This window comes from Mesorhizobium helmanticense, from assembly GCF_003034915.1.
Taxonomy (GTDB): Bacteria; Pseudomonadota; Alphaproteobacteria; order Rhizobiales; family Rhizobiaceae; genus Mesorhizobium; species Mesorhizobium helmanticense.
In genome coordinates this window covers 176,455-202,822 of sequence record NZ_PZJX01000024.1, presented here as the reverse complement: position 1 = coordinate 202,822, position 26,368 = coordinate 176,455, and the positions used below count along the sequence as shown (strand labels likewise).

The window sequence follows — 26,368 nt, the reverse complement described above, 5'->3', positions numbered from 1 at the left end:
GCTTGCGGCATGAGAGAAGCACGCAAGCCGGACTTGAGTTCCATCATCACCTCGCCTTCGGGTTCCACGCCCGCCGAAGCGAAAGCCTTTCTTGACGCACATCCGGAAATCGAAGCCTTCGATATCGTGCTGACCGACGCCAACGGTGTCGGCCGCGGCAAGATCGTGCGCCGGCACGAGCTGATGAGCATCTTCGAAGGCGGCCGGCATATGCCGATCTCGATCCTCGGCCTCGATATCACCGGCGAGGACGTGCACGAGACCGGGCTGATCTGGACGACCGGCGACGGCGATCTCAGGGCCTGGCCGATCCCCGGCACGCTGGTGCCGCTCTACGGCACACAGCCGCCACGCGGCCAGGTGCTGATGGCCATGTACCATCTCGACGGCCAGCCGATGTCGTCGGATCCACGGCTGGCGCTGGCCAGGCAGGTCGACATACTGGCGGCCAAAGGCCTCTATCCGGCCGGCGCCTTCGAGCTCGAATTCTTCCTGCTCGCCAACGACCGCGATGGCGACGGTAAAGTGCAGCCGGCGCATGCCGTGCTTGACGGCCGGCGCTCGGCCAAGACGGAAGTCTATTCCGTCGACCATCTGCACGGCATGGAGCCACTGTTTTCCGACATCTATGCCGCAGCGAAGACGCAAGGCATTCCGGCCGAGACGGTTATTTCCGAATATGCACCGGGCCAGTACGAATTGACGCTCAACTACCGCAAGGATGTGATGCGGGCGGCCGACGACCTCGTCATGCTGAAGCGGCTGGTGCGGGCACAAGCGCGCCGTCACGGCGTCACCGCTTGCTTCATGGCCAAGCCGATCGAGAAATATGCCGGCTCCGGCATGCATTTCCACGTCTCGCTGCAGGACAAGCAGGGCCGCAACGTCTTTGCCGAAGCCGGCGGCGAAAGCTGGTCGCTGCCGTTGCTGCAGGGCCTCGGTGGTCTCATCCAGACCATGGCGGAATCGATGCTGGTGTTTGCGCCGCACGCCAATTCATGGCGACGCTTCGTTTCGCAATCCTACGCCCCGGTGGCGCCGACCTGGGGCGTCAACAACCGTTCGGTGGCGCTGCGCGTGCCGGCGGGTGACGCCAAGAACCGGCGCATCGAGCACCGGCCGTCGGGCGTCGACGCCAATCCCTATCTGGTGGCGGCGACGGTGCTGGCAGGCATCGTCAAGGGGCTGGATGAAGGCCTCGATCCCGGCCCCGAAACCACCGGCAACGGCTATGAGTCGTCCGAAACCCAGACCAGCATGCCGGTCGACTGGCGCGCCGCGATCGAGGCGGCACGGGCATCAAGCTTCCTGAAGGGCGCGCTCGGCGAAGACCTCCACCGGACCTTCGTGGCGATCAAGCAGTCCGAATATCTGCGCGTGGCACGCACGGTCAGCGAATTGGATTATCATCTCTATCTGCACGAAGTGTAGTTCCGGACGACCTGACTGGACGGGTAGCGATCACTTTTCGCGCCCTATGTCAAATGTGATTGCGTAGCCGCGCTTTAGAACATACCATGAACATATGTCAGCGCTTCCTGTCCGCGAAAAGCTTGCAATCCTGTCTGATGCAGCCAAGTACGACGCCTCCTGCGCTTCGTCCGGGTCGGCCAAGCGCGATTCGCTGAAATCCGGTGGCATCGGTTCCACCGAAGGCATGGGCATCTGCCATTCCTACGCGCCGGACGGCCGCTGTATTTCGCTGCTGAAGATTCTGCTTACCAACTTCTGCATCTATGACTGCAGCTACTGCATAAACCGCTCGTCCTCGAATGTGCGCCGCGCCCGCTTCACTATCGACGAGGTGGTGAGGCTGACGATGGATTTCTACCGGCGCAACTACATCGAAGGCCTGTTCCTGTCCTCGGGCGTCATCCGCTCACCGGACGAAACGATGGGCGAGATGGTGGAGGTGGCGCGGCGGCTCAGGCTTGACGAGAAATTCTCCGGCTACATCCACCTCAAGACCATTCCCGAAAGTTCGCCGGAACTGATCGAAAAGGCAGGTCTTTATGCCGACCGGCTGTCGATCAATGTCGAGCTGCCGACAGACGAAGGCGTGAGGAAACTGGCGCCGGAAAAGAAGCCGGAAACGATCCGACTCTCCATGGCCAGGCTGCGCCGGAAGATGGAAGAAAAAGCCGAGCCGACGCTAAGGACCAAAAAGCGCGAGCGCTTTGCGCCGGGCGGCCAGTCGACGCAGATGATCATCGGCGCCGACAAGACCTCCGACGACGGCATCCTGCAGGCCAGCGCGCGGCTGTACGGCAGCTACCATCTGCGGCGCGTCTACTATTCCGCCTTCAGTCCGATCCCGGATTCGTCATCATCCCTGCCCTTGCAGAAACCGGCGCTGATGCGCGAACACCGGCTTTACCAGGCCGACTGGCTGATACGCTTCTATGGATTTTCACAGCCGGAAATCCTGGCGGGGAGCAGCGATGGCATGCTCGACCTTGCCATCGACCCAAAGCTCGCCTGGGCGCTGCGCAATCGCGGACGGTTTCCAGTCGACATCAATAGCGCCGACCGCGAGGCGCTGCTACGCATTCCAGGTCTCGGCACGAAGGTGATCGCTAAAATCCTGGCGACCCGCCACCACCGGCGGCTCCGGCTCGAGGATGTCGGGCGCCTGTGCCATTCGATCGCCAAGCTAAGGCCATTCATCATCGCTGAGGGCTGGTCGCCGGGCGCACTCACAGACAAACAGGGCCTGCGCGACAAGATCGTGCGTTCCTGCGAACAGCTCTCGTTGTTTTGACCATGCAGAGACCCACCATCCGAACCGACGAGCTCGATCTTGCCCCGCATATTGTGTGGCTCGACAGCCAGACCGATTTCGCCGGATGGCGCGACGCGGCACGGCAACTGGCGCTGAGCGGGACCCGGCCTGAGGACATCAGTTGGCAGGTCACAACAGGCTCCGCTCAGCGCCAGAACAGTTTACCGGCTGTTCCTTCGGAGGCGCGGCTTGTCGTGCCGCGCGAATTCATCGAACGGGCGGAAACGGCCTTCTGCCACTCCGACCCCGGCCGTTTCGCTTTCCTATACCGCTTTGTGTGGCGGCTCCGCTTGGAGCCGAAGCTGCTTGCCATCGCGTCGGATGGCGATACAAGGCGCCTCGAGACCATGGAAAAGGCGGTGCGTCGCGACATCCACAAGATGCGCGCCTTTGTTCGCTTCCGAAGCATCGGCGAGGGTACCGATGAGCGCTATGTCGCCTGGTTCGAGCCCGATCATTTCATCGTCGAGCGCAACGCGGCTTTCTTCGTCAAGCGCTTCACCGGCATGCGCTGGACCATTCTGACGCCGCATGCTTCCGCCGACTGGGACGGTGAAAGGCTGGCGATCGGGCCAGGTGCGACCAAGGGCGATGCGCCGGCGCAGGACGATACCGAGGCGCTGTGGCGTACCTATTTCGAAAACATCTTCAATCCGGCACGGCTGAAGGTGAAAGCGATGCAGAAGGAGATGCCGAAGAAATATTGGCGGAACCTTCCCGAGGCCTCGCTCATTCCAGAGCTGATCGCGGGAGCGGACAAGGTCGCCAAGGATATGATTGCCAGAATGCCAACCACGCCGGCGCCGCACCACGCCAAGATTCAGGCCAAGCACTGGCCAAGGCGCGAGCCAGACAAGGCACCCGAGGATGATGACGCAAGCTCGATTTCCGAATTGCGCGAGGCGGCTGAGGGTTGCCGGCGCTGCCCGCTCTGGCGCAACGCGACGCAGACCGTGTTCGGCGAAGGACCTGATGACGCCAAGGTGGTTTTCGTCGGCGAACAGCCGGGCGATCAGGAGGATCTTGCCGGCAAACCGTTCGTCGGCCCGGCGGGCAAGGTCTTCGACGCCATCCTAGACGACGCAGGTGTCGACCGTCAGAAAGTCTATGTCACCAACGCGGTCAAGCATTTCAAGTTCGAGCCGCGCGGCAAGCGCCGCATCCACTCCAAGCCGAATGCTGGCGAGGTGCGGGCCTGCCGCTGGTGGATCGACAGGGAATTGCAGCTGATCAAGCCGGATCTGGTGGTGGCCCTCGGCGCAACGGCGGCGCAATCACTGCTCGGCAACGCGGTGCCGGTGACAAAAATGCGTGGCGAGGTGATGCAGCGCGAGGATGGCCTGCGCGTGTTCATCACTATCCACCCGTCCTTCATCCTGCGCATCCGTGAGCCGGCCGACAAGGAAGCCGAACGTGAGCGCTTCTTGCAGGATATGAAGCGGGTGAAGAGGCTGATGGCCGCCTGAGGGGACGAACTACCTGATCAGTATCGCCCGGAGATCATTCACATTCGTCCCGGTCGGACCGGGTACGAACAGATCGCCTACGGCATTGAAGGCGGTCCAGGCATTGTTGGAGGCAAGCATGGCCTTGGCGTCGACGCCCGCCGCCCGCATGCGTGAAACCGTGGAGCCGTCGGCAAAGGCGCCGGCATTGTCCTCCGAGCCGTCGATGCCGTCGGTGTCGGCAGCTAGTGCATGGATGCCTTGTGCGCCACTGATGCCGATGGCGAAGGCAAGCAGGAACTCCGAGTTGCGGCCGCCCTTACCCTTTGCCCGCAGTGTCACCGTGGTCTCGCCGCCGGACAGGATCAGCACCGGCTTCGGAAATGGCCGGTTGCGCGTCGCCACCTCTCGAGCGATGGCGGCATGGACGCCGCCGACCTCGCGCGCTTCGCCCTCGATGGAATCGGACAGGATGACCGCCTCGATGCCCTGGCGTCTGGCTTCCCCTGCCGCCGCCTCCAGCGAGACACCGGCCGAGGCGATCAAATGCACTTCATTGCGCGCGAAGCGCGGATCGTCGGCGCGGGGCGCTTCGGCAGCCGGCGAATTGATATGCGTCATGACGGAGGCCGGCAGTTTCATGCCATAGGCCGATATCGAGGCCAGGGCGTCTTCGCGGCTGCCGGCATCCGGCACGGTCGGGCCGGAGGCAACCAGCGCCGGATTGTCGCCGGGAATGTCGGAAACGACCAGCGATACAACCCTGGCTGGATATGCCACCGCCGCCAGCCTGCCACCCTTGATGGTGGAAATATGCTTGCGAATGGTGTTCATCGCCGCGATTGGCGCGCCGGAGGCGAGCAGCGCTTCGTTGACGGCAATCTCGTCGGCCAGCGTCAGGCCGTCTGCTGGCGAAGGCAGCAGCGCCGAGCCGCCACCCGAAATCAGCGCCACGACCAGGTCGTCCTCGGTCAAGCCCTGGACCTTCGCCAGCAGCCGACGCGAGGCTTCCAGGCCTGCGGTGTCCGGCACTGGATGCGCCGCTTCGATGATCTCGATACGCTCGCATCTCGCGCCATAGCCGTAGCGGGTGACGACCAGCCCGTCTATCGGCCCATCCCAGACTTTCTCGAAAGCCGCCGCCATCTGCGCCGAACCCTTGCCAGCGCCAATGACGAGGGTGCGCCCCTTTGGTTTTGCCGGCAAATGATCCCTTATGGTTCGCTCGGGATCGGCGGCGGCGACAGCGGCGTTGAAGATGGCGGTGAGGAAAAGTTTGGGGTCGATCTCTGTCATTTTGCTTCCGGCGGCAATGCCAAATCGCGCCCGTCAATGCCGAGATGCTCGCACAATGCGTCGATGACAACGCCATGGTCCTCGCGCTCCGGCAGACCGGAGACGGCGATCACGCCGATGACGCCGGCGCCCTTGACATTTATGGGAAAACCGCCGCCGGCAAGCACATAATCTGCAATATCCAGCCCTTCGCCGACCTTGAAGCTGCGCTCGGGGCGCTGCTGCTCCAGAACCATGCGATAGGTGCTTCTGAGGTAGCGTCGCACCACATTGATCTTGCGCCGCGCCCAATCCGGATTGGAGGCGTTGGAGCCAGGCATGGCGGCATAGAACAGCGGCCGGTCGAAGGTTCTGATATCGACGATGATGGGCAGGTCTTGCCTGAGCGCCCGATCGCGGATCGCCGAGCCGATCTTGAAGGCGACGGCCTCGTCGAAGGCCGGAAAGACGAGCGTGGCTTCCTGTTTCTTGATCAGAGCGATGTCATCCGCAACGGCCATGTCGTTCCCCTGTCAATTTCGCTGCACGCTTTGACCGATGGCTGCCGCCCGGTCAAGCGATGAGTAGTGCCAGGCGATCAGTAGGGAGCGCGCTAAGTCGCCATGTCGCTCTTCGCCGCCCGGCCCGCGACATAGACCTCGCGCACGGCGCGGTCGTCGCCCAGCGTCTGCAGCAGAAACAGTTCCTCCGCCAGAGTCTCAATGGTTTCCATCCTGAGCCGCATCGCCGGAGTGGCGCGCGCGTCGAGCACGACGATGTCGGCGTCGGTGTCCTGGTCCAGCGTACCGACCTTTTCCAAGACCGACAGCGCCTCGGCGTTGCCGCGGGTGAGCTGCCAGAAGGACTGGAACGGGTTGAGCTTCTCGCCGTTCAGCGCGATGACCTTGTAGCCCTCATCCATGGTGCGCAGCATCGAGTAGTTGGTGCCGCCGCCGACATCGGTGGCGGCGGCGATGCGGAGTGCCTTGTCACGCCTGCGGTGGCGCTGATAGTCGAACAGGCCGGAGCCGAGGAACAGGTTCGACGTCGGGCAGAAGACCGCAATCGACCCCGCATCCGAAATCGCATCGGCCTCGCGTTCCGACAGATGGATGCAGTGGCCAAGCAGACTCTTTTTCCCAAGCAGTCCGTAATGTTCGTAGACGTCGGTGTAGTCGCGCAATTGCGGGTAAAGTTCTCGGGTAAAGGCGATCTCGGCGTGGTTTTCCGACAAATGCGTCTGCATATGCAGATCGGGATGTTCGCGGCAGAGCGTGCCCGCCATCTCCAACTGCTCGGGCGACGAGGTGATGGCGAAGCGCGGCGTGATGGCATAAAGTTGGCGCCCCTTGCCATGCCATTCCTCGATCAGCGCCTTGGTGTCGTCATAGCCCGATTGCGGCGTGTCGAGCACGCCTTCAGGCGCGTTACGGTCCATCATCACCTTGCCGGCGATGTTTAGCATGTTGCGGTGATGCGATTCGGCAAAGAAAGCCTCGGCCGAAGCCTTGTGCACCGAGCAATAGGCGGCGACCGTCGTCGTGCCATGGCGCACCATCTCGTCGAGGAACAGCCTGGCGATGCGGCGGCCATGCTGGGCGTTCCGGAATTTCGTTTCCTCGGGAAAAGTATAGGTGTTCAGCCAGTCGAGCAGCTCGGCGCCATGGGATGCGATGACCTGCATCTGCGGAAAATGCACATGCGCATCGATGAAGCCCGGCAACAGCAAATGCGGCCTGTGGTCGATTTTTTTGACCCCTTGGCCGGCCTGTTTCTCGACCTCGGCATAGGCGCCGGCAGCGACGATCCGGCCGTCGCGGATGAGCAGGCCGCCATCGTCCTCGTAGCGCCAGGCGGAATGATCGTCGATGGTCTCGGGCCAGCGCAGGAAGGACAGCGTGCGGCCGCGCAAAAGTATGGAAATCATGCTATTTTCCCGCGCCTTCGAACCAGGTCACCAGCAGCGCCCGCTCCTTGTCGCTGATCTCTGTGACATTGGCAGGTGGCATGGCGTGGCTGCGGCCGGCCTGCAAATAGATTTCGCGGGCATGCTCGGCTATGGCCGCATCGGTATCCAGCATCACCCCTTTCGGCGTGTGGTAGACACCTTCATAGACCGGCTCCTGCGTGTGGCACATCGAACAGCGACCAAGCACGGTGTCGCGCACGGCGGGGAAATGCGCCGATGCGATGTAGACTTGCGCCGCTGCCGATGCCTTGGGCTCGCCAGTCAGCACCTTCGGCGCCGTCGACAACCAGATGATGATGACGAACAGGATGGCGGCGGCGAGCCAGGTCCAGGTCGGGTTGCCTTTGCGCGCATGGACGGTGTTGAAATAGTGCCGGATCAGCACGCCGATGATGAACACCAGTGAGGCGATGACCCAGTTGAACTCAGTAGCAAATGCCAGCGGATAGTGGTTCGACAGCATCAGGAACAAAACGGGCAGCGTCAGGTAGTTGTTGTGCAGCGAGCGCTGCTTGGCGATCTTGCCATATTTCGGATCGGGCTTTCGACCGGCGATCAGGTCGGCGACGACGATCTTCTGGTTGGGGATGATGACCATGAAGACATTGGCCGACATGATCGTGGCGGTGATGGCGCCGAGATGCAGGAAGGCAGCGCGGCCGGTGAACAGATGGGTAAGCCCCCAGGCGATGAACACCAGCACGCCGTAGAGCACCAGCATCAGGCCGGTGTCGCTCTTGCCGAGCGGCGAGCGGCACAGCAGATCGTAGACCACCCAGCCGACGCCGATGGTCGCCAGTGACAACAGGATGCCCGTGGGCACCGACATGGGCAACACATTCGGATCGATAAGGAACAGGTCGGCGCCGGCGTAGTAGACGACGCACAGCATGGCGAAGCCCGACAGCCAGGTGGCGTAGGACTCCCATTTGAACCAGGTCAGGTGCTCGGGCATTTCGGCCGGCGCCACCAGATATTTCTGGATGTGGTAGAAGCCGCCGCCATGCACCTGCCACTCCTCGCCAAAGGCGCCGGCAGGCATGCCCGGACGCTGGCGCAGGCCGAGATCGAGCGCGACGAAATAGAAGGACGAGCCGATCCAGGCGATGCCGGTGACGACGTGCAGCCAGCGCACGGCGAAACTCAGCCAGTCCCAGAAAATCGCGAAATCCATCATTGAAGTCGTCCCTGCCGATTGGCTGACTTTACGGTGTGGAGCGCAAACGGAAAGGGGCGAGGCGCACGATGACTTTCAAAAAAAAATGGAAAATACTAGGCTGATCACCGCAAACCGGCGAAGATGTTCCATATGGCCTATCTCGACAACATCGCCGTTTTCGTTCGCGTCGTCGAACTCGGCAATCTGTCGGCGGCGGGCCGCGATATGCGCATCTCGCCGGCGGTTGCCTCCAACCGCATCAAGGAGCTGGAGAAACACCTCGGCGTCAGGCTGTTCAACCGCACGACCAGGCAATTGATGCCGACCGAGCACGGCACGGTTTTTTACTCGGGCGCCAAGCAGGTGCTGGAAGCGATCACCGAGGCGGAAGCCGCTGTGTCGGCACTGTCCGGCCAGCCGCGCGGTACCATTCGCGTCACGGCGCCCTTGGGTCTTGGCCGCCGGCTGGTAGCATCGGGCATTCCCGATTTTCACGACAAATACCCGGATATCGAGGTACGGCTCAGGCTTTCCGATCACAATGTCGATATCATGAAGGAAGGCATCGACGTCGCCTTCCGGCTGGGAATCATCGAGGATTCCAGCCTCAGGATGCGCGGCATCATGGAATGCGAACGGGTGCTGGTGGCGGCGCCGAAATATCTGGAGGCGCGCGGCGAACCAGCCGAGCCGCAGGAGCTTATCGGCAAGAAGCACGACTGCCTGATGCTGCGCTATTCCGGCGCGCGCGAATATGTGTGGACGCTGCAGACCGCGGACGGCCCGCGGAAATTCGAGGTGCACGGTCCCTACGACACCGACGATGGCGATGTGCTGACCGGCTGGGCGCTGTCGGGCCGCGGCATCATCAACAAGCCGCGTTTCGAGGTCGAGCCGTTCATCCGCGACCGGCGGCTGAAGGTGATCCTGGCCAATGCGCCGCCGACGCCGGTGCAGTTCGCCGCCGTCTACCCGCACAAGAAGCTGCAGGACCCTAAGGTGCGGCTGCTGCTCGACTTCATGGCTGAGCGCTGCCAGCGGCTGATCAAGGATATTCTGGCCGGCAAGTGAAGGGCAGCTGGCCCACTCTATGGGCTTGCCTTGCGCGAAGGCGGACTTAGGTTCGCGTCATGCATCTCGCCGTTTCGCTCAACATCACTTCCGCGCCCGGACAGGCCGGTCCGGATTTCAGCTACATAGCCGGCTTTGTCCGGCAGCTGGAAGCGGCTGGGCTGGACATGGTTGTCCTTGCCGATCGCGTGCCTGGCAAAGGCGGATCGAGAAGCCCGTTCGAAGCAACGACCTTGCTGGCCGCCCTGGCGACGGTGACAAGCAGGATCGGCCTCGTCGCAACGGCATCGACGGCCGCCCACCAGCCCTATAATCTGGCGCGCCGTTTTGCTTCGCTCGACATCATCAGCCACGGCCGGGCCGGTTGGAGTGCGACCATGGCCCAGGATCCGCGCGAGGCGGCCAATTTCAGCCGGCCGGACGGGTTTTCCCCTGTCGATTTTCGTCGCCGCACAGGTGAATATATTGGCGTCGTTCAGGGTTTGTGGAATGGCTGGGAGGCGGACGCGCTGTTGTTCGACAAAAGCGATGGCCGGTTCCACGACCCGGAAAAGATGCATCTGCTCGACCACAAGGGCGAGTTTTTCTCGGTGCGCGGGCCGCTCAATGTGGCGCGCTCACCGCAGGACAGGCCGGTGCTCGTGCTATCCGGCCTGTGGGAGGCCGACCTCGATTTCGCCGCCCGCACCGCCGATGTCATCCTGCTGGACGAAGGAGCGGCGGAGGACGTCAAGCTGCGCCACGACGATCTGAAGCGCCGTGTCGTGGCCTGCGGACGTGAACCGGAGGCGGTCAAGCTGCTGATCACTATCGGGGGCGATGTCGTCGTCGACAGGCTCGATGCATTTTTCCGGACGGAAAGCTGCGACGGGTTCAACATCCTGATGCCGCCTCTGCCTTCGGCGCTCCGCGATTTCGTCGACCGCGTGCTGCCGGACCTGCGTCGCCGCGGCGTGTTTCGACAGGGCTATTGTGGCGCGACGCTGCGCTCGCATCTCGGACTTGCCGGAGGCGACCGATGACCGACACCTCACGCCAGATGAAGCTCGGCCTCTTCCTGTGGGCAACCGGCCACCATATCGCCGCCTGGCGCCATCCCAAGGCGCATGTGACGGCGGGTGTCGACATCGACCACTACATCCAGCTGGCGCGCACGGCGGAGGCGGCGAAGTTCGATATGATCTTCTGCGAGGACGCCGCCGGCCTGCGCGAAGCCAATGTCGGCATAGCCAGCCAGACCTCGCGCTCGATCGGCTTCGAACCGATCAGCCTGCTTTCGGCGCTCGCGGTCCAGACCGAACGCATCGGCCTCGTCTCCACGGCGTCGACCAGCTACAACGAGCCCTACGGGCTGGCGCGGACTTTCCTGTCGCTCGACCATCTGAGTGGCGGGCGGGCGGGCTGGAACCTGGTCACCTCGGCCAGCCCCATCGAAGCCGCCAATTTCGGCTCGACGGGCCTCAAGCCCCATGCCGACCGCTACGAGCAGGCGCGGGAATTCGCCGAGGTCGTTACCGGCCTCTGGCGCGGCACGGGCGCGGATGGTTTCAACCATGACGGCCAGAGCTTTTCGGTAAGGGACGCGCTTGATCTGCCGCGCTCGCCGCAAGGCGCGCCGGTGATGGTTCAGGCCGGCGCCTCGGACGTCGGCCGCGACCTCGCCGCCCGCACCGCCGATGTGGTGTTCACAGCGGCGCAGACTTTCGAGGAAGCCAAGGCCTTCTACGACGATCTCAAGGGGCGGCTGGCGGCTTATGAGCGCGAGCCGGACGACATCAAGATCATGCCGGGCGTTTCCCCGGTGGTGGCCGAAACGGAAGCGGAAGCCCGCGAGAAATATGAGGAACTGCAGGAGCTGATCCCCGACGATGTCGGCGTCGCGCTGCTCTCCAGCTATCTCAGCATCTCCGATCTCGGACGCTATCCGATTGACGGACCGATGCCGGAGTTGCCTGAGACAGAGGGCATGAAAAGCCGACAGGCGCTGGTTGTCGAGCAATCACGCCGCGACGGTCTTTCCATCCGCCAGCTTGCCCGTCATTTCGCCGGCGCACGCGGCCACTGGCGCATCGTCGGGACAGCCGCGCAGGTCGCGGACGAGTTGCAGGCACGGTTCGAAGGCGGCGCTGCCGACGGATTCAACGTCATGCCGTCCTGGTTCCCGGGCGAACTCGACGCCTTTGCCGCGCTCGTCGTGCCGGAACTGCAGCGGCGCGGGCTGTTCCGCACGGAGTATGAAGGCCGCACTCTGCGCGAGAATCTCGGTCTGAAACGACCAGCATAGGGCAAGCTCTGCACGCACCGACGTTCTTGCCCTTCGCTTGGGGAAACGACGCCGGTTAAATAGTTGAGGTTACTCGGCCATCGCTTTCCCGCGAAAAGCCGGGCCTGGCCTTGATGTCGTGTGGAAAACCAATGCCTTCATCATCTCGGCGGCGGCAAGTGCTGCGATCACCTGCGGGCGCTTGTCCTTGACGGCATCGCCGCCGATCGGCGAGACGAGACGGGCGAACTCCGCCTCGGTGCCTTCCGCCGACTTCAGGAACCAGTTTTTGAAGGTCGCCTTCTTGGTCTTCGAGCCGATCATGCCGACATAGGCGGTGTCGCCGCGCTTCAGCGCCTCGGCGACGATCAGGAAATCCAGCGCGTGGTCATGGGTTAGGATGGCGAAGGCGGCTCCCGCCGGCGCTTCGCGCACGACCGCTTCGGGCATCGGCGCCAGCCTTGTTTCGACCGTTTCCGGCATGCCCTCCAGCGCCTCGGCCCGCGTCTCGATAACGACGACATGCACCGGCAGCAGGGCCGCCGCCGACGCCAGCGCCTGGCCGACATGGCCGCCGCCGAAGAGGTAGACGTGCGGCAGGTTGGCCTCCTCGGTTTCGGCCGCTGTGACAAGTTCCCGCGCCAGCGCCGCATCGACGAGCCGGATCAGCACTTCGACACGTCCACCGCAGCACTGGCCGATCTCCGGCCCGAGCGGAACCTCGAGCGTGGCGCGGCTATCCCTCCCCCTTGAGGGGAGGGTGGCGACGAAGCCGTCGGGTGGGGTCGCCGCGGCAGCGCTCGACGCTTTGGCGGTGCCTTCTGAGACGACCCCCTCTGGCCGCTTCGCGGCCATCTCCCCCTCGAGGGGGGAGAAAAGGAGCTGCCGTGCCTTGTCGATCGCCATGTATTCGAGCTGGCCGCCGCCGATCGTGCCTGATATCGCCGATGCCGAGACCAGCATGAAGGCGCCCTTCTCGCGCGGCGTCGAGCCTTTTGTGCCGGCGACCTCGACCAGCGCAAGGCGACCTTGCCCAGCAAGGAAGTCTTTCAGGCTTTGCACTTTCGAGTTCATGGCTCACGTTCCCGAAGGGGAAATATAGGCTTTTCAGGCTGGATTTGCACGTTTGACCGGATCAGGTCCTCGCCTTGGCCTCCGCTTTCAGTCGCTCGATCGCCATCAGTACCCGTTCCGGCGTCGCCGGTGCGTCGAGGCGCGGGCATATCTTGTGATCGGCAACGCTGGCCACCGCGTCCGACAGCGCATGCAGCACCGACATGCCGAGCGGGAACGGCGGCTCGCCGACGGCCTTGGAGCGATGCACGGTCGGTTCATGCGCCTCCGGCCAGTCGGCCAGCGTGACGTTGAATATCTTGGGCCGGTCGGAGGCCAAGGGGATCTTGTAGGTCGACGGCGCATGGGTGCGCAGCCGGCCCTTGGCGTCCCACCAGAGTTCCTCCGTCGTCAGCCAGCCCATGCCCTGGATGAAGCCGCCCTCGATCTGGCCGAGGTCGATGGCGCGGTTCAGCGAGCGGCCGGTCTCGTGCAGAATATCGGTGCGCTCGACCACATATTCGCCGGTCAGCGTGTCGACCGAGACTTCCGAGCAGGAGGCGCCATAGGCGAAATAATAGAAGGGACGGCCTTGGCCCTTGTCGCGGTTCCAGTGGATTTTCGGCGTCTTGTAGAAACCCGCCGCCGAAAGCTGGATGCGGGCCATATAGGCCTGCTTGACGAGGTCGGCGAAGGCGATCTCCTGATTGCCGATGCGTACCCGGTTGGGCAGGAACAGCACCTGGTCGCGCGGCACCTGGTATTCTTCGGCGGCGAACTCGGTCAGCCGGTCCTTGATCTGGCGGGCGCCGTTCTGCGCCGCCATGCCGTTGAGATCGGAGCCGGACGAGGCAGCGGTGGCCGAGGTGTTCGGTACCTTGCCGGTCGTCGTTGCGGTGATCTTGACCTGGTCGAGATCGATCTGGAACTCTTCCGCCACCACTTGCGCGACCTTGAGGTAGAGACCCTGCCCCATCTCGGTACCGCCATGGTTCAGATGCACCGAACCGTCGGTGTAGACATGCACCAGCGCGCCAGCCTGATTGTAATGCGTGGCGGTGAAGGAAATGCCGAACTTGACCGGCGTCAGCGCCAGCCCGCGTTTAACCCAGCGGCTGTTCGCATTGAAGGCTTCGATGGTCCGGCGACGACGTGCATAATGCGAGCTGGCCTCCAGCTCGGCGACGATGCGATGGATGATGTTGTCCTCGACCGTCTGGTGATAGGGCGTGATGTTGCGATCCGAGGTGCCGTAGAAATTCTGCTTGCGGATCTCGAGCGGGTCCTTGCCGACGGCAAAGGCGACCTCGTCGATGACACGCTCGGCGCCGACCATGCCTTGCGGGCCACCGAAGCCGCGAAAGGCGGTGTTCGACACGGTGTTGGTGTAGAGCGGCGCCGATTGCGCATGCACCGCCGGCCAGAAATAGGTGTTGTCGCAGTGGAACAGCGCGCGGTCGGTGACCGGGCCGGACAGGTCCGACGAGAAGCCGCAGCGCGCCGCGAACATGAAGTCGACGCCTGATATGTTGCCCTCGTCATCGAAGCCGACCTCGTAGTCGACGAGGAAGTCGTGGCGCTTGCCGGTTGCGATCATGTCATCGTCGCGGTCGGGGCGGATTTTTACCGCGCGGTGGTGCCGTTTCGCAGCGATCGCCGCGAGTGCGGCGAACTGGTTGCCTTGCGTTTCCTTGCCGCCGAAGCCGCCGCCCATGCGGCGGATTTCCACGGTGATGGCATTGCTCTGCACGCCGAGCGCGTGGCTGACCATATGCTGGACTTCGCTCGGATGCTGGGTCGAGGAATAGATGGTGACGTCCTGGTCCTCGCCGGGAATGGCCATGGCGATATGGCCTTCGAGATAGAAATGCTCCTGGCCGCCAATGCGCATCTGCCCCTTGAGCCGGCGCGGCGCCGCCGTGATCGCCGCGGCGGCATCGCCGCGCCTGAGCGTCAGCGGCGGCGTAACCAGCTTGTCCTTGCGGGGATCGAGCTCGCCGATGTCGGTGACGAAAGGCAATTCCTTGTACTCGACCTTGGCCAGCCTGGTGGCGCGGCGCGCCTGTTCACGCGTCTCGGCGATGACACAGAAGATCGGCTGGCCATGGAATTGCACCTCGCCGTCAGCAAGCACCGGCTCGTCATGGCGGCCGGTCGGCGAAATGTCGTTTTCGCCGGGAACATCCCTGGCCGTCAGCACGTCGACCACGCCGGGTGCGGCGCGCACCGCCGACAGGTCCATTTTCGTGATGGTGGCATGCGTTGCATTGGAAAGGCCGAGGCAGCCATGCAGCGTGCCTGCCGGCTCCGGCATGTCGTCGATATAGACGGCCGTGCCGCTGACATGCTTGTGCGCGGAATCATGGCGCTGGTCGGTGGCGACGCCGCCCTTGATCTTCTGCGCCTTGAGGTCGGGGGTCGCGTGCTTGTTCATCAGGCTGCCTCGTACCGCGTCACCTGGATCGGCGCCTTGGTGCCGCTGGTTTCGGCGAAGAAACGCAGCAAAAGGTTCCTCGCCGCCAGCGCCCGGTATTCGGCGGAGGCCCGCATGTCGGTAAGCGGTGTGAAGTCGTTGGCGTATTCGGCTATCGCCGCCTGCACCATCTCCTCGGTCCAGGGCTTGCCGAGCAGCGTCTTCTCGACCGCGGAAGCGCGCTTCGGCGTTGCCGCCATGCCGCCATAGGCGATGCGGATATCGGCCACCGTACCATCCCTGGCTAGTGTCAGCAGGAATGCGCCGAGGGCCGCGGTGATGTCCTCGTCGCGGCGCTTGGTGAGCTTGTAGACGGCAAACTTTGTGCCCTTGGCCGGCACCGGCACATGCACGGCCTCGACGAATTCGCCTGATAGCCGGTCCTGCTTGCCATAGGCGATGAAGAAATCCTCGAGCGGGATCGTCCGCCGCTTCTTGCCCCGCCGCAGCGTGAGCCGCGCTCCGAGCGCGATCAGCGGCGGCGGCGTGTCGCCGATCGGCGAGCCGTTGGCAATGTTACCACCGATCGTGCCCATGTTGCGCACCTGCTCGCCGCCGATGCGGTCGAACAGCGGCCCAAGCGCCGGGATGCGCTTTGACAGCAGCACGAAGGCGTCGCTGTAGGTGACGCCGGCGCCGATCGATATCACGCCCTTGTTCTCGGAAATCGTGCACAGCCCGTCGAGATTGTTGATGAAGACCGCCGGCGAGATGTCGCGCATATGCTTGGTGACCCACAGCCCGACATCGGTCGAGCCGGCAACGATGGTGGCGCCTGGCTCCTTGTCGAGCACGCTTGCCAGATCGTCGGCATTGGCCGGCACGACCATCCGCTGCTTGCCGGCACCGATCTCGACGCGCGCACCGTCCTTCATTGCCGTAAGCCTGGTGATGATTGCCTTGCGCTCCGCCGCCAACGGATCCTTGGCCGCCTTGCCGTAGCTGGAGATGGCGCGTGCCGCGCGCACGATCGCTTCATAGCCGGTGCAGCGGCAGAGATTGCCCTGCAACGCCTTTTCTATTGCCGCATCCGATGGCGCCGGCGATTTCATCCAGAGCGCATAGAGCGACATGACAAAGCCCGGCGTGCAGAAGCCGCATTGCGAGCCGTGGAAATCGACCATCGCCTGCTGCACGGGGTGCAATTTGCCAGCCTCGCCGCGCAAATGCTCGACGGTGACGACATGGGTGCCGTCGAGCGAGCCGAGGAAACGAATGCAGGCATTGACGCTTTCATAGACCAGCCTGCCGGCGGAAAGCCGCCCGACCAGCACGGTGCAAGCGCCGCAATCGCCTTCGGCGCAGCCCTCCTTGGTGCCGCGCAGCGAGCGGTTGAGCCGCAGCCAGTCAAGCAAGGTCGTGTCAGGCGCGACAGTCGTCAGCGCCACATCCTCACCGTTCAGGATGAAGCGGATCTCGTTACGGGTCTTGAGCCTGGCCATGTTTCAGCTCCCCCTGTAGGTCGAATAGCCGTAGGGCGAGATCAGCAACGGCACATGATAGTGCACCGGTTCGGCCATACCGAAGCGGATCGGCACCCTGTCGAGAAAGGCCGGTTCCGGCAGCTTTGTTCCCTGCCGGCGCAGATAGTCGCCGGCGGCGAAGACCAGTTCGTATTCACCGGTGCGGAAATCGGCGCCGGCAAGCAAAGGCGCGTCGCAGCGGCCGTCATTATTGGTGACCACCGTCTTCAGATGGGTGCGCGTGGCGCCGTCGAGACGGTAGAGCGCAATCGACAGGCCTGCCGCCGGTCGGCCGGTCGCGGTGTCGAGGACATGGGTCGTCAGACGCCCGCCATCGGCTTTCGACGTTTCTGCCACCTAGCCGTCTCCTGTTTCCGATATGAACGAATTGGCCCGGTACAATCGAACATAGTGATGAATTGTGCGCCCATTAAAGGCCATGCATAAGTCCCGGTCGAGCGGATCGCGGCAAAAAGCACTTTCAAAAATTTTCGGGGGAATGCGCGGGCGCTCCTTTCGATATCTTCACCTCGACCATCCGGCAGGAGCGACAATGCGTTACGAACGGGACATGCGCGGCTACGGAGCCAATCCGCCCGATCCGAAATGGCCCGGCGGCGCGCATGTGGCGGTGCAGTTCGTCGTCAATTACGAGGAGGGCGGCGAGAACTGCGTGCTGCATGGCGACAAGGCCTCGGAAGCCTTCCTGTCCGAGATCGTCGGTGCGGCCCCCTGGCTCGGCCAGCGCCACTGGAACATGGAATCGATCTACGAATATGGCGCCCGCGCCGGTTTCTGGCGGCTCCATCGCCTGTTCGCCGAGGCGCAAGTGCCGGTGACCTGTTACGGCGTCGCCACCGCTTTGGCACGCTCGCCGGACCAGGTCGCCGCAATGCAGGAGGCCGGCTGGGAGATCGCTTCGCACGGGCTGAAATGGATCGACTACCGAGACCATGCGCCGGAAGACGAGTGCCGCGACCTCGAAGAGGCGATCAAGCTGCACTACGAGGTGACCGGCGCGCGCCCGACCGGCTGGTATACCGGCCGCACCTCAGTCAATACGGTGCGGCTGGTGGCCGAGGAGGGCGGCTTCGATTATGTGTCGGATACTTATGACGACGAGCTGCCCTACTGGCTCGAGCATGATGGCGCCAAGAAACCGCAGCTCGTCATCCCCTATACGCTCGACGCCAACGACATGCGTTTCGCCACGCCGCAAGGCTTCAACTCCGGCGACCAGTTCTTTGCCTATCTCAGGGATAGTTTCGACACGCTCTATGCCGAGGGCAAAGAAGGGCGGCCGCGCATGATGAATATCGGGCTGCACTGCCGGCTCGTCGGCCGGCCGGGGCGGGTCGCGGCGCTGAAGCGCTTCGTCGACTATGTCAAATCGCACGACAAGGTCTGGCTGGCGCGGCGCATCGACATCGCCAAGCATTGGCAAGAGACACACCCATACCAGCCGCCGGCGTTGCGTCCTTCGAAAATGGAATTCGAGGCCTTCGTCCAGGCCTTTGGCGGCGTATTCGAGCATTCACCGTGGATTGCCGAGCGCGCCTACGAATTGGAACTAGGCGCGGCGCATGACAGTGCCGGAGGCCTGCATAATGCGCTCTGCCGGGTCTTCCGCGCGGCGACGGAGGCCGAGCGGCTGTCCGTGCTCAACGCCCATCCCGACCTTGCCGGCAAACTGGCAAAGGCCAGGCGGCTGACGGCAGAGTCGACGAAAGAGCAGGCGTCCGCCGGGCTCGATGCGCTGACCGACAAGGAGCGCGAGTTGTTTTCCAAGCTCAACGCCGCTTACGTCGCGACCTTCGGCTTCCCCTTCATCATCGCGGTGAAAGGCAAGACCAAGGAAGAAATCCTGGCGGAGTTCGAGGCGCGCATCGGCAACAGCCGCGGCGCCGAATTCGACACCGCCTGCAAACAGGTCGAGCGCATCGCGCTGCTTCGGCTGAGAGACATGCTGCCGCAATAGGTTTGAAACCCATGGATACGATCAAGACGCCCGAGCGAACCTACTACGCGCCGCATGGCGGCCATCCCGGCCAGAGCGAGCTGTTGACCGGCCGCGCCGTCTTTACCGAGGCCTATGCCGTCATTCCCAGGGGGGTGATGCAGGACATCGTCACCAGCGCCCTGCCGTTCTGGGACAAGACCCGGGTGTGGATCATCGCGCGCCCGCTGTCCGGCTTTGCCGAGACCTTTTCGCAATACATCGTCGAGATCGCTCCCGGCGGCGGCAGCGACCGGCCGGAACTGGATGCCGGCGCCGAAGCCGTGCTGTTCGTGGTCGAGGGCGAGCTCAGCGTTTCGCTTGCCGGCAAAAAGCATAACTTGAGGCCGGGCGGCTATGCTTTCCTGCCGCCGGCCAGCGGCTGGACCGTCCGCAATGAGAGCGGGGCGGCTGTGCGCTTCCACTGGGTGCGCAAGGCCTATGAGGCGGTTGACGGCATCGATACGCCGCAAGCCTTCTTCACCAACGAGCAGGATGTTGCACCGAGCCCGATGCCCGGCACCGAGGGGCGCTGGGCGACGACGCGCTTCGTCGATCCTGAAGACATGCGCCATGACATGCATGTCACCATCGTCACGCTGGAGCCGGGCGCGGTCATCCCCTTCGCCGAGACCCATGTCATGGAGCACGGCCTCTATGTGCTGGAAGGCAAGGCGGTCTACCGCCTCAACCAGGACTGGGTCGAGGTCGAGGCCGGCGACTATATGTGGCTGCGCGCCTTCTGCCCGCAGGCCTGCTATGCCGGCGGTCCAGGCAAGTTCCGCTATCTGCTCTACAAGGACGTCAACCGGCACGCCAAGCTTGGCGGGGCGGGCATCGGCGGTCGCGCGCGATGACCCGCATCGTCGCCCGGCCGCTGACCCGCGAAAGCTTCGCCGAATTCGGCGACGTCATCGACATGGGCGGCGACAACCACTACCCGATCAATGGCGGCAAGGCCGAGCGCTACCACGATCTCGCCACCGCCGAGGCCCGGGGGCCGAATGCCCGCGTGCTGATCTCCATGGTGCGTGGCACGCCCTATGATTTGCCGCTGAAGCTGACCATGGTCGAGCGCCATCCCTTCGGCAGCCAGGCCTTCATCCCGCTGTCGCCGCGCCCTTTCCTGGTCGTGGTCTGCCAGGACGGCAAGGATGGCCCAGGCGAGCCGCACGCCTTCATCACCGCGCCCGGGCAAGGCATCAACTATCGGCGCAACCTCTGGCACAGTGTGCTGACGCCGATCGGTGAGCCCCAGGATTTCCTGATCGTCGATCGTGGCGGCGACGGCTCCAACCTCGAAGAGTGTCATTTCTCGCACCCTTACGAAATCCATCTTCCCGACAGGATTGCATAGTGACCGACATATCGCTGATCAACCGCCTGCTCGACGTCATCGAGCACGACATCGTGCCGAAGACAGCCGATGGCGTCGCCCATGGCAACAAGCTGTTCGGAGCGGCGATCCTGAGGAAGGACGATCGTTCGCTGGTGCTGGCCGAAACCAACAACGAGATCGAAAACCCGCTCTGGCACGGCGAGGTGCATTGCCTGAAGCGCTTCTACGAGATGCCCAAGGCCGAGCGTGTCGACACCAAGGACGCCATTTTCCTTGCCACCCACGAGCCTTGCTCGCTCTGCCTGTCGGCGATCACCTGGACCGGCTTCGACAATTTCTACTACCTTTTCAGCCACGAGGATTCGCGCGACAGCTTCGCCATTCCGCACGATCTGAAGATCCTGAAGGAGGTCTTCACCCTCGACCCCGGCGGCTACAATGCCGAGAACGCCTATTGGAAGAGTTTTTCCATCCGCAGGATGGTTCGGGCGCTGCCGGAGGCCGAGCGCCTGCGGTTGGAAGGGCGGATCGGGACAATCTCCGCGCTCTATGACGAGCTGTCCGGCGCCTATCAGGCGAGCAAGGCCGAGAACGACATTCCGCTGAATTGACGCAGTTCGGATGTTGGCCGTCGCCTAACCTACCTTCGCCTTCTTCAGCACCTCATTTATCCTGGCCTGCCAGCCTTTGCCTGTGGCCTTGAATTTGCTGACGACATCCTGATCCAGGCGTATGGACACAACTTGCTTGGGCTTCTCCACGGCCGGCCGGCCACGCGCACGCCTGATGCTCTCGAAAAGTTCCGGAAGCACTTCCGCGAAAGGCCTGGCTTGCGCCAGTTGTTCGTCGGTCGCCTCTGCGTCGTCGGGATCAGCAGCAATTTGTTTTTGAATTTCCGCTTCCTCCTCATCGGTGAGCGGTCGAATGGGAGATTTAGGATTGCTCATAGACTGACCTTTCCTTTCGGCTGGCACGACGCATCGAGATCACCGAAATCGCTTCGGAACCAAGCGGCTTGAAAACAACGGCGAGAACGGTCTCCTTGAATTCGCCAATCGCTTTGAGCCGACCGGCTTTGGCTGGGAGGACGGTCGCGGTCGCGAAAAACTCAATATCGAGTTTGGCAAAGTCGAGACCCCGATTTTCGAGGTTAGTCACACGCTTCGGCTCATCCCAGACGATTCTCAGGCGAGACATCCTTAGTTCGCCGGATCCAAGTGAATAAACGTAATACATAAATTAACGGAACGGCGCAAGATGGACGTCGAGCGTGGCACAGCCAAATCGTCGTCGCGGCGACACAGACCGTCGCCGGTTTGACTTCATGACATGCGCGCTTCATGCGTCACTGACATCCTGGAGAGACCCGCATGAAAACCGTCACCGAATTTCCCCGCAAGGTCGTCGAATTTCCCGATATGGGCATCGTCATGCCGGACGGCTGCCGGTTGTCGGCGCGGGTGTGGATGCCGGAAGATGCCGGCGACGATCCGGTGCCGGCGATCCTCGAACATCTACCCTACCGCAAGCGCGACGGCACGATCTTTCGCGATCAGCTGACGCACCCCTATTTTGCCGGCCATGGCTACGCCTCGATCCGCGTCGACATGCGCGGCAATGGCGATTCCGAAGGGCTGATGGACGACGAATATTCCGAGCAGGAATTGCAGGACGCCTGCGATGTCATCGCCTGGGCAGCGGCCCAGCCCTGGTGCAACGGCAATGTCGGCATGATGGGCATCTCCTGGGGCGGCTTCAACTGCCTTCAGGTGGCGGCCAAGCAGCCGCCGGCGCTGAAGGCGGTGATCAGCATCTGCTCGACCGTCGACCGCTATGCCGACGACATCCATTACAAGGGCGGCTGCCTGTTGATCGAAAATTTCGGCTGGGCCTCGACCATGCTGTCCTATTCGTCGCGGCCGCCGGACCCGCTGCTCGCCGGCGATAACAGATGGCGCGATTTGTGGCTGACCCGGCTGGAGAACCAGCCTTTCCTGATGCCGCTGTGGCTGAAGCACCAGCATCGCGACGCCTATTGGAAGCGCGGGTCGATCTGCGAGGATTTTTCCGCCGTCAAGGCGGCGGTGCTGTCGATCGGCGGCTGGCATGACGGCTACCGCAACACGATTTCCCACCTCGTGACCAACATCGAGGCGCCGGTCAAGGGCATCGTCGGTCCCTGGATCCACAAATACCCGCATTACGCGGCACCCACGCCGGCCATCGGTTTCCTGCAGGAGGCCTTGGGCTGGTGGGATCGCTGGCTGAAAGGCATCGACACCGGCGTCGAGGCCGACCCGGCCTACCGGGCCTATGTGATGGATAGCGTGCGCCCGGCGCGCTGGCATCCGGAGCGGCCGGGCCGCTGGGTTGCGGAACAGGAATGGCCGTCGCCCGCCATCAAGACGCGGAAGATCGAGCTCATCCCCGCAGGCAACAAGCCGGCCATCGTCGCTTCGCCGCAGAACTGCGGCCTTGCCGGCGGCGAATATTTCCCCTTCACCTTCGGCCCGGAACTGCCCGGCGACCAGCGGCCCGACGATGCGCTGTCGGTGTGTTTCGACCAGCCGGCGCTGAGAGAAGCGATCGACATTCTAGGCGCGCCGGAGGTTCTGGTCAGGGTTGCCTCGGATCGGCGCCAGGCGAACATCGCCGTGCGGCTGTGCGACGTGCATCCCGACGGCGCTTCGGAGCTGATCTCCTACGGGGTGCTCAACCTGACGCATCGCAATTCACATGAATTCCCCGAGGCGCTGGTGCCAGGCGAGACCGTCTCGGCGCGGGTCGTGCTCGACCAATGCGGCTACCGCGTGCCGGCCGGCCACCGGCTGCGCATTGCCGTCTCCAACGCCTATTGGCCGATGATCTGGCCCTCGCCAGAGCCTGCAAGCCTTGACCTGTCGGCGGCGACGCTGATGCTGCCGCTGCGCCCGTTGGCGAAGGGCGATGAAGTCAGTTTCCCGCCCCCCGAAGGTGCTTCGCCCTGGGCAACCGAAACGGTTCGGCCCGCCAATTCCGAGCGCCATGTCGATCGCGACGAGAAGACAGGGATCGTCACGCTCTCCATCACAGACGATTTCGGCGAAGTGCGCGATCTCGCCCACGGCCTTGCCAATGGCAGCACCGCCCGCGAGACCTGGACGATCCATCCTGACGATCCCTTGTCAGCATCGGGCAAGACCCACTGGACGCAGACCCTGTCGCGAAATGGATGGTCGGTGCGCACCGAAACATCCGCCGAAATGCGCTCTGACGCGCAAAACTTTGTCGTGAGTGCCAGAATCGAGGCCTATGAGGGCGAAACCCTGGTTTTCGAGCGCGATTCCGAGGAGAAAATACCGCGCAGCCTTGTCTGAGCGCTTATCGGGTTGGTCCAATTGCGACGTACGATTTACGCCACGGCATGTCGCATTCGGTCTTGCTTACCGCTTTCCCTTGCGGTCATTATTCTCCTCACAAGAAACAAGAAAAACGACCGTAAGGTCGTACCAACAGAGTGAGGAACTCAACATGTCGAATGAACTGGACTATCTCAGCCGGCGCGTCGCGTTCGGCAAGCTCAGCCGTCGTGACTTTCTCGGCCGCGCCGCCGCGCTCGGCGTCTCCGCCAGCTTCGCCAATTCACTGCTTTCAAGCGCAGCCCGCGCAGCCGGTCCGGTCAAGGGCGGCACACTGAAGGCCGGCCTTGTCGGCGGCGAATCCACCAACAGCCTCGACCCGGCGCTGATGATGACGCAGGTGCCGTTCGCGTTCGGCAAATGCTGGGGCGAAATGATCGTCGAGCTATCGCCCGAGGGCAAGCTCGAGAACCGCATCGCCGAGGAGATCGGCTCGTCGGACGACGCCAAGGTGTGGACGCTCAAGATCCGCGACGGCGTCGAGTTCCACAATGGCAAGACGGTGACCGCCGAGGACGTGGCCGCCACGCTCGAACGCCATTCAGACGAGAAGTCGAAGTCCGGCGCGCTCGGCTACATGAAAGGCATCGAGACCATCAAGGCCAGCGGCAAGGAAGTCGTGCTGACCTTGAAGGAGGCGAACGCCGACCTTCCCTACCTGCTCAGCGACTACCACCTGATCGTCCAGCCGAACGGCGGCAAGGACAAGCCCGATGCCGGCATCGGCGCCGGCCCGTACAAGATCGTGACCAACGAGCCTGGCGTGCGCCATGGCGGCGAGCGCTTCGCCAATTACTGGCAGGGCGACAAGATGGGCCATGCCGACCAGATCGAAGTCATCGTCATCAATGATGCCACGGCGCGCACGTCAGCCCTGCAGGGCGGCCAGGTCAACATGATCAACCGCGTCGAGCCGAAGATCGTCGACCTGATCAAGCGTCTGCCGGGCGTGACCATCCGCAACCATGCCGGCCCCGGCCACTACGTCTTCATCATGCATTGCGACACCGCGCCCTTCGACAACAACGACCTGCGCACCGCGCTGAAGCTGGCGATCGACCGCGAGGAGATGCTGGACAAGATCCTGCGTGGCTACGGCTCGCTCGGCAACGACTTCCCGATCAACGCGTCCTATCCGCTGTTCAGCGAGATCGAGCAGCGCAAATACGATCCAGACAAGGCCAAGTTCCACTACAAGAAGTCGGGTCACGACGGCACCGTGCTGCTCAGGACCTCGGACGTCGCCTTCCCCGGCGCTGTCGACGCCTCCCAGCTCTTCCAGCAGAGCGCCGCCAAGGCCGGCATCAAGATCGAGCTCAAGCGCGAACCCGGTGACGGCTACTGGAACGAGGTCTGGAACAAGCAGCCCTTCTGCGCCTCCTACTGGGGCGGCCGCTCGACCCAGGACCAGATGTATTCGACCGCCTATCTGTCGTCGGCCGACTGGAACGACACGCGGTTCAAGCGTCCGGACTTCGACAAGATGGTGCTGGCGGCGCGCGCCGAGCTCGACGAGACCAAGCGCAAGCAGATGTACCACGACATGGCTGTCATGGTGCGCGACGAGGGCGGCCTGATCCTGCCGATGTTCAACCAGTTCATCGACGCGACGGGTGCCAAGGTCGGCGGCTGGGTCGACGACCCTCATCAGGAACTGATGAACGGCTACGCTTTGGCGAAGTGCTGGCTCGAAGCCTGAGCCTGGCCTTGCGGATATGTCCTCACCCATCGTGAAACTGGTGGCCCAGCGCGTTGCGCTGGGCATCCTTCTCCTGTTGGCCGTTTCGGTCCTGATCTTCGCCGGCACCCAGATCCTGCCGGGCGACGTCGCGCAAGCCATTCTCGGACAGTCGGCGACGCCGGAGTCGCTCGCCAATCTGCGCGAGCAACTGGGGCTGAACCAGCCGGCTTATGTCAGGTACTTCCAATGGCTTGGCGGCGTCTTGACCGGCGATCTCGGCACCGCCATGTCGAGCGGCCAGGACATTGCGACATCGATCAAGGGACGGTTGTGGAACACGCTGTTCCTCGCCTTCTGGGCGGCGATCGTGGCCGTGCCGCTGGCGATCATCCTCGGCCTGATCGCCGTGCGCTACCGCAACGGCTGGGTCGACAAGCTGATCTCTGGCCTGGCGCTCGCCTCGACCTCGTTTCCCGAATTCTTCATCGGCTACGTGCTCGTCTATTTCTTCGCGGTGAAGTGGCAGATCTTTCCCGGCATCTCGACCGTTTATGACGGCATGCCCTTCGGCGAGCGCATGCAGGCGATAGCGCTGCCGGCCGCGGCGCTGACGCTGGTGGTGCTCGCCCATATGATGCGCATGACGCGCGCCGCGATCCTCAACGTGATGCAGTCGGCCTATGTCGAGACGGCGGAGTTGAAGGGGCTTTCAGCCTTCAATGTCATCCGCAAGCATGCCTTTCCCAACGCCATTGCGCCAATCATCAATGTCGTCATGCTCAACCTCGCCTACCTGATCGTCGGCGTCGTCGTGGTCGAGGTTATCTTCGTCTACCCCGGCATGGGGCAATATCTCGTCGACCATGTCACCAAGCGCGACGTGCCGGTGGTGCAGGCGGTCGGCCTGATCTTTGCCACCGTCTATATCAGCCTGAACATCATTGCGGACATAGCGGCGATCGTCGCCAATCCGCGTCTCAGACATCCGAAGTGAGGGGGCG

Annotated in this window: 23 protein-coding genes; 13 read left to right on the top strand and 10 right to left on the bottom strand. The window is 63.3% G+C overall.

The window, feature by feature from the left end:
• Positions 1-9 precede the first annotated feature (9 nt).
• From C9427_RS10705 to C9427_RS10695, 3 genes are all read left to right on the top strand, one after another.
• Complete coding sequence (locus C9427_RS10705) at positions 10-1,431, top strand: glutamine synthetase family protein (RefSeq protein WP_107649134.1); 1,422 nt, start codon at positions 10-12, stop codon at positions 1,429-1,431.
• A gap of 94 nt (positions 1,432-1,525) precedes the next feature.
• Entirely contained in the window at positions 1,526-2,761 is a 1,236-nt protein-coding gene (locus tag C9427_RS10700; RefSeq protein WP_107649133.1) for a putative DNA modification/repair radical SAM protein, read from the top strand.
• Between the two features lie 2 nt (positions 2,762-2,763).
• The gene (locus tag C9427_RS10695; protein ID WP_167434308.1) at positions 2,764-4,248 is read left to right on the top strand and encodes a UdgX family uracil-DNA binding protein; all 1,485 of its coding nucleotides are present in this window, start codon (positions 2,764-2,766) and stop codon (positions 4,246-4,248) included.
• 9 nt (positions 4,249-4,257) lie between these two features.
• Here the strand turns inward: C9427_RS10695 and C9427_RS10690 are convergent, their stop codons facing one another.
• The 4 genes from C9427_RS10690 to C9427_RS10675 all read right to left on the bottom strand — a co-directional run bounded on the left by C9427_RS10690 (position 4,258) and on the right by C9427_RS10675 (position 8,648).
• Positions 4,258-5,523, bottom strand: a complete 1,266-nt coding sequence (locus tag C9427_RS10690) for a glycerate kinase type-2 family protein (protein ID WP_107649132.1) — start codon at positions 5,521-5,523, stop codon at positions 4,258-4,260.
• Positions 5,520-6,023, bottom strand: coding sequence for a heme-degrading domain-containing protein (locus tag C9427_RS10685; RefSeq protein ID WP_107649131.1), 504 nt, complete (start codon positions 6,021-6,023; stop codon positions 5,520-5,522). The genes C9427_RS10690 and C9427_RS10685 overlap by 4 nt, the downstream gene beginning before the upstream one ends.
• A 92-nt stretch (positions 6,024-6,115) precedes the next feature.
• On the bottom strand, positions 6,116-7,429 hold the full coding sequence (gene guaD, locus C9427_RS10680) for a guanine deaminase (RefSeq protein WP_107649130.1): 1,314 nt from the start codon (positions 7,427-7,429) through the stop codon (positions 6,116-6,118).
• A gap of 1 nt (position 7,430) precedes the next feature.
• Positions 7,431-8,648, bottom strand: a complete 1,218-nt coding sequence (locus tag C9427_RS10675) for a urate hydroxylase PuuD (RefSeq protein WP_107649129.1) — start codon at positions 8,646-8,648, stop codon at positions 7,431-7,433.
• A 132-nt stretch (positions 8,649-8,780) separates the two neighbouring features.
• Between C9427_RS10675 and C9427_RS10670 the strand changes: the two genes are divergently transcribed.
• The 3 genes from C9427_RS10670 to C9427_RS10660 are packed head-to-tail and all read left to right on the top strand — an operon-like array spanning position 8,781 to position 11,985.
• Entirely contained in the window at positions 8,781-9,701 is a 921-nt protein-coding gene (locus tag C9427_RS10670) for a LysR family transcriptional regulator (RefSeq protein ID WP_107649253.1), read from the top strand.
• Between the two features lie 59 nt (positions 9,702-9,760).
• Entirely contained in the window at positions 9,761-10,723 is a 963-nt protein-coding gene (locus C9427_RS10665; RefSeq protein ID WP_107649128.1) for an LLM class flavin-dependent oxidoreductase, read from the top strand.
• Positions 10,720-11,985, top strand: a complete 1,266-nt coding sequence (locus tag C9427_RS10660) for an LLM class flavin-dependent oxidoreductase (protein WP_107649127.1) — start codon at positions 10,720-10,722, stop codon at positions 11,983-11,985. The genes C9427_RS10665 and C9427_RS10660 overlap by 4 nt, the downstream gene beginning before the upstream one ends.
• Positions 11,986-12,054: 69 nt before the next feature.
• On the opposite strand, the gene xdhC is transcribed toward C9427_RS10660, so the two are convergent.
• From xdhC to uraH, 4 genes are all read right to left on the bottom strand, one after another.
• The gene (gene xdhC, locus C9427_RS10655) at positions 12,055-13,038 is read right to left on the bottom strand and encodes a xanthine dehydrogenase accessory protein XdhC (protein WP_107649126.1); all 984 of its coding nucleotides are present in this window, start codon (positions 13,036-13,038) and stop codon (positions 12,055-12,057) included.
• Positions 13,039-13,099: 61 nt separating this feature from the next.
• Entirely contained in the window at positions 13,100-15,451 is a 2,352-nt protein-coding gene (xdhB, locus tag C9427_RS10650; protein WP_107649125.1) for a xanthine dehydrogenase molybdopterin binding subunit, read from the bottom strand.
• On the bottom strand, positions 15,451-16,932 hold the full coding sequence (xdhA, locus tag C9427_RS10645; protein ID WP_107649124.1) for a xanthine dehydrogenase small subunit: 1,482 nt from the start codon (positions 16,930-16,932) through the stop codon (positions 15,451-15,453). Before xdhA ends, xdhB begins: the two co-directional genes overlap by 1 nt.
• 3 nt (positions 16,933-16,935) lie before the next feature.
• Positions 16,936-17,310: a hydroxyisourate hydrolase gene (gene uraH, locus C9427_RS10640; protein ID WP_107649123.1), complete on the bottom strand. Its 375-nt coding sequence runs from the start codon at positions 17,308-17,310 to the stop codon at positions 16,936-16,938.
• Positions 17,311-17,506: 196 nt separating this feature from the next.
• On the opposite strand from uraH, the gene puuE reads away from it, so the two are divergent.
• The 4 genes from puuE to C9427_RS10620 are packed head-to-tail and all read left to right on the top strand — an operon-like array spanning position 17,507 to position 20,899.
• Positions 17,507-18,931, top strand: coding sequence for an allantoinase PuuE (puuE, locus tag C9427_RS10635; protein WP_107649122.1), 1,425 nt, complete (start codon positions 17,507-17,509; stop codon positions 18,929-18,931).
• Between the two features lie 11 nt (positions 18,932-18,942).
• Positions 18,943-19,806: a bifunctional allantoicase/(S)-ureidoglycine aminohydrolase gene (locus C9427_RS10630; RefSeq protein WP_107649121.1), complete on the top strand. Its 864-nt coding sequence runs from the start codon at positions 18,943-18,945 to the stop codon at positions 19,804-19,806.
• A complete protein-coding gene (locus C9427_RS10625) occupies positions 19,803-20,306 on the top strand; it encodes an ureidoglycolate lyase (protein WP_107649120.1) in 504 nt (167 codons plus the stop codon). Before C9427_RS10630 ends, C9427_RS10625 begins: the two co-directional genes overlap by 4 nt.
• Positions 20,306-20,899, top strand: a complete 594-nt coding sequence (locus C9427_RS10620; protein ID WP_107649119.1) for a nucleoside deaminase — start codon at positions 20,306-20,308, stop codon at positions 20,897-20,899. Before C9427_RS10625 ends, C9427_RS10620 begins: the two co-directional genes overlap by 1 nt.
• A 24-nt stretch (positions 20,900-20,923) precedes the next feature.
• Here C9427_RS10620 and C9427_RS10615 read toward each other — a convergent pair whose 3' ends face one another.
• On the bottom strand, positions 20,924-21,235 hold the full coding sequence (locus C9427_RS10615; RefSeq protein WP_107649118.1) for a BrnA antitoxin family protein: 312 nt from the start codon (positions 21,233-21,235) through the stop codon (positions 20,924-20,926).
• Positions 21,222-21,476, bottom strand: coding sequence for a BrnT family toxin (locus C9427_RS10610; RefSeq protein ID WP_107649252.1), 255 nt, complete (start codon positions 21,474-21,476; stop codon positions 21,222-21,224). The genes C9427_RS10615 and C9427_RS10610 overlap by 14 nt, the downstream gene beginning before the upstream one ends.
• 182 nt (positions 21,477-21,658) lie before the next feature.
• Between C9427_RS10610 and C9427_RS10605 the strand changes: the two genes are divergently transcribed.
• The 3 genes from C9427_RS10605 to C9427_RS10595 all read left to right on the top strand — a co-directional run bounded on the left by C9427_RS10605 (position 21,659) and on the right by C9427_RS10595 (position 26,361).
• Entirely contained in the window at positions 21,659-23,644 is a 1,986-nt protein-coding gene (locus tag C9427_RS10605) for a CocE/NonD family hydrolase (protein WP_107649117.1), read from the top strand.
• Between the two features lie 154 nt (positions 23,645-23,798).
• The gene (locus C9427_RS10600) at positions 23,799-25,385 is read left to right on the top strand and encodes an ABC transporter substrate-binding protein (RefSeq protein WP_107649116.1); all 1,587 of its coding nucleotides are present in this window, start codon (positions 23,799-23,801) and stop codon (positions 25,383-25,385) included.
• A gap of 16 nt (positions 25,386-25,401) precedes the next feature.
• Entirely contained in the window at positions 25,402-26,361 is a 960-nt protein-coding gene (locus C9427_RS10595) for an ABC transporter permease (RefSeq protein WP_107649115.1), read from the top strand.
• Positions 26,362-26,368: the final 7 nt, after the last annotated feature.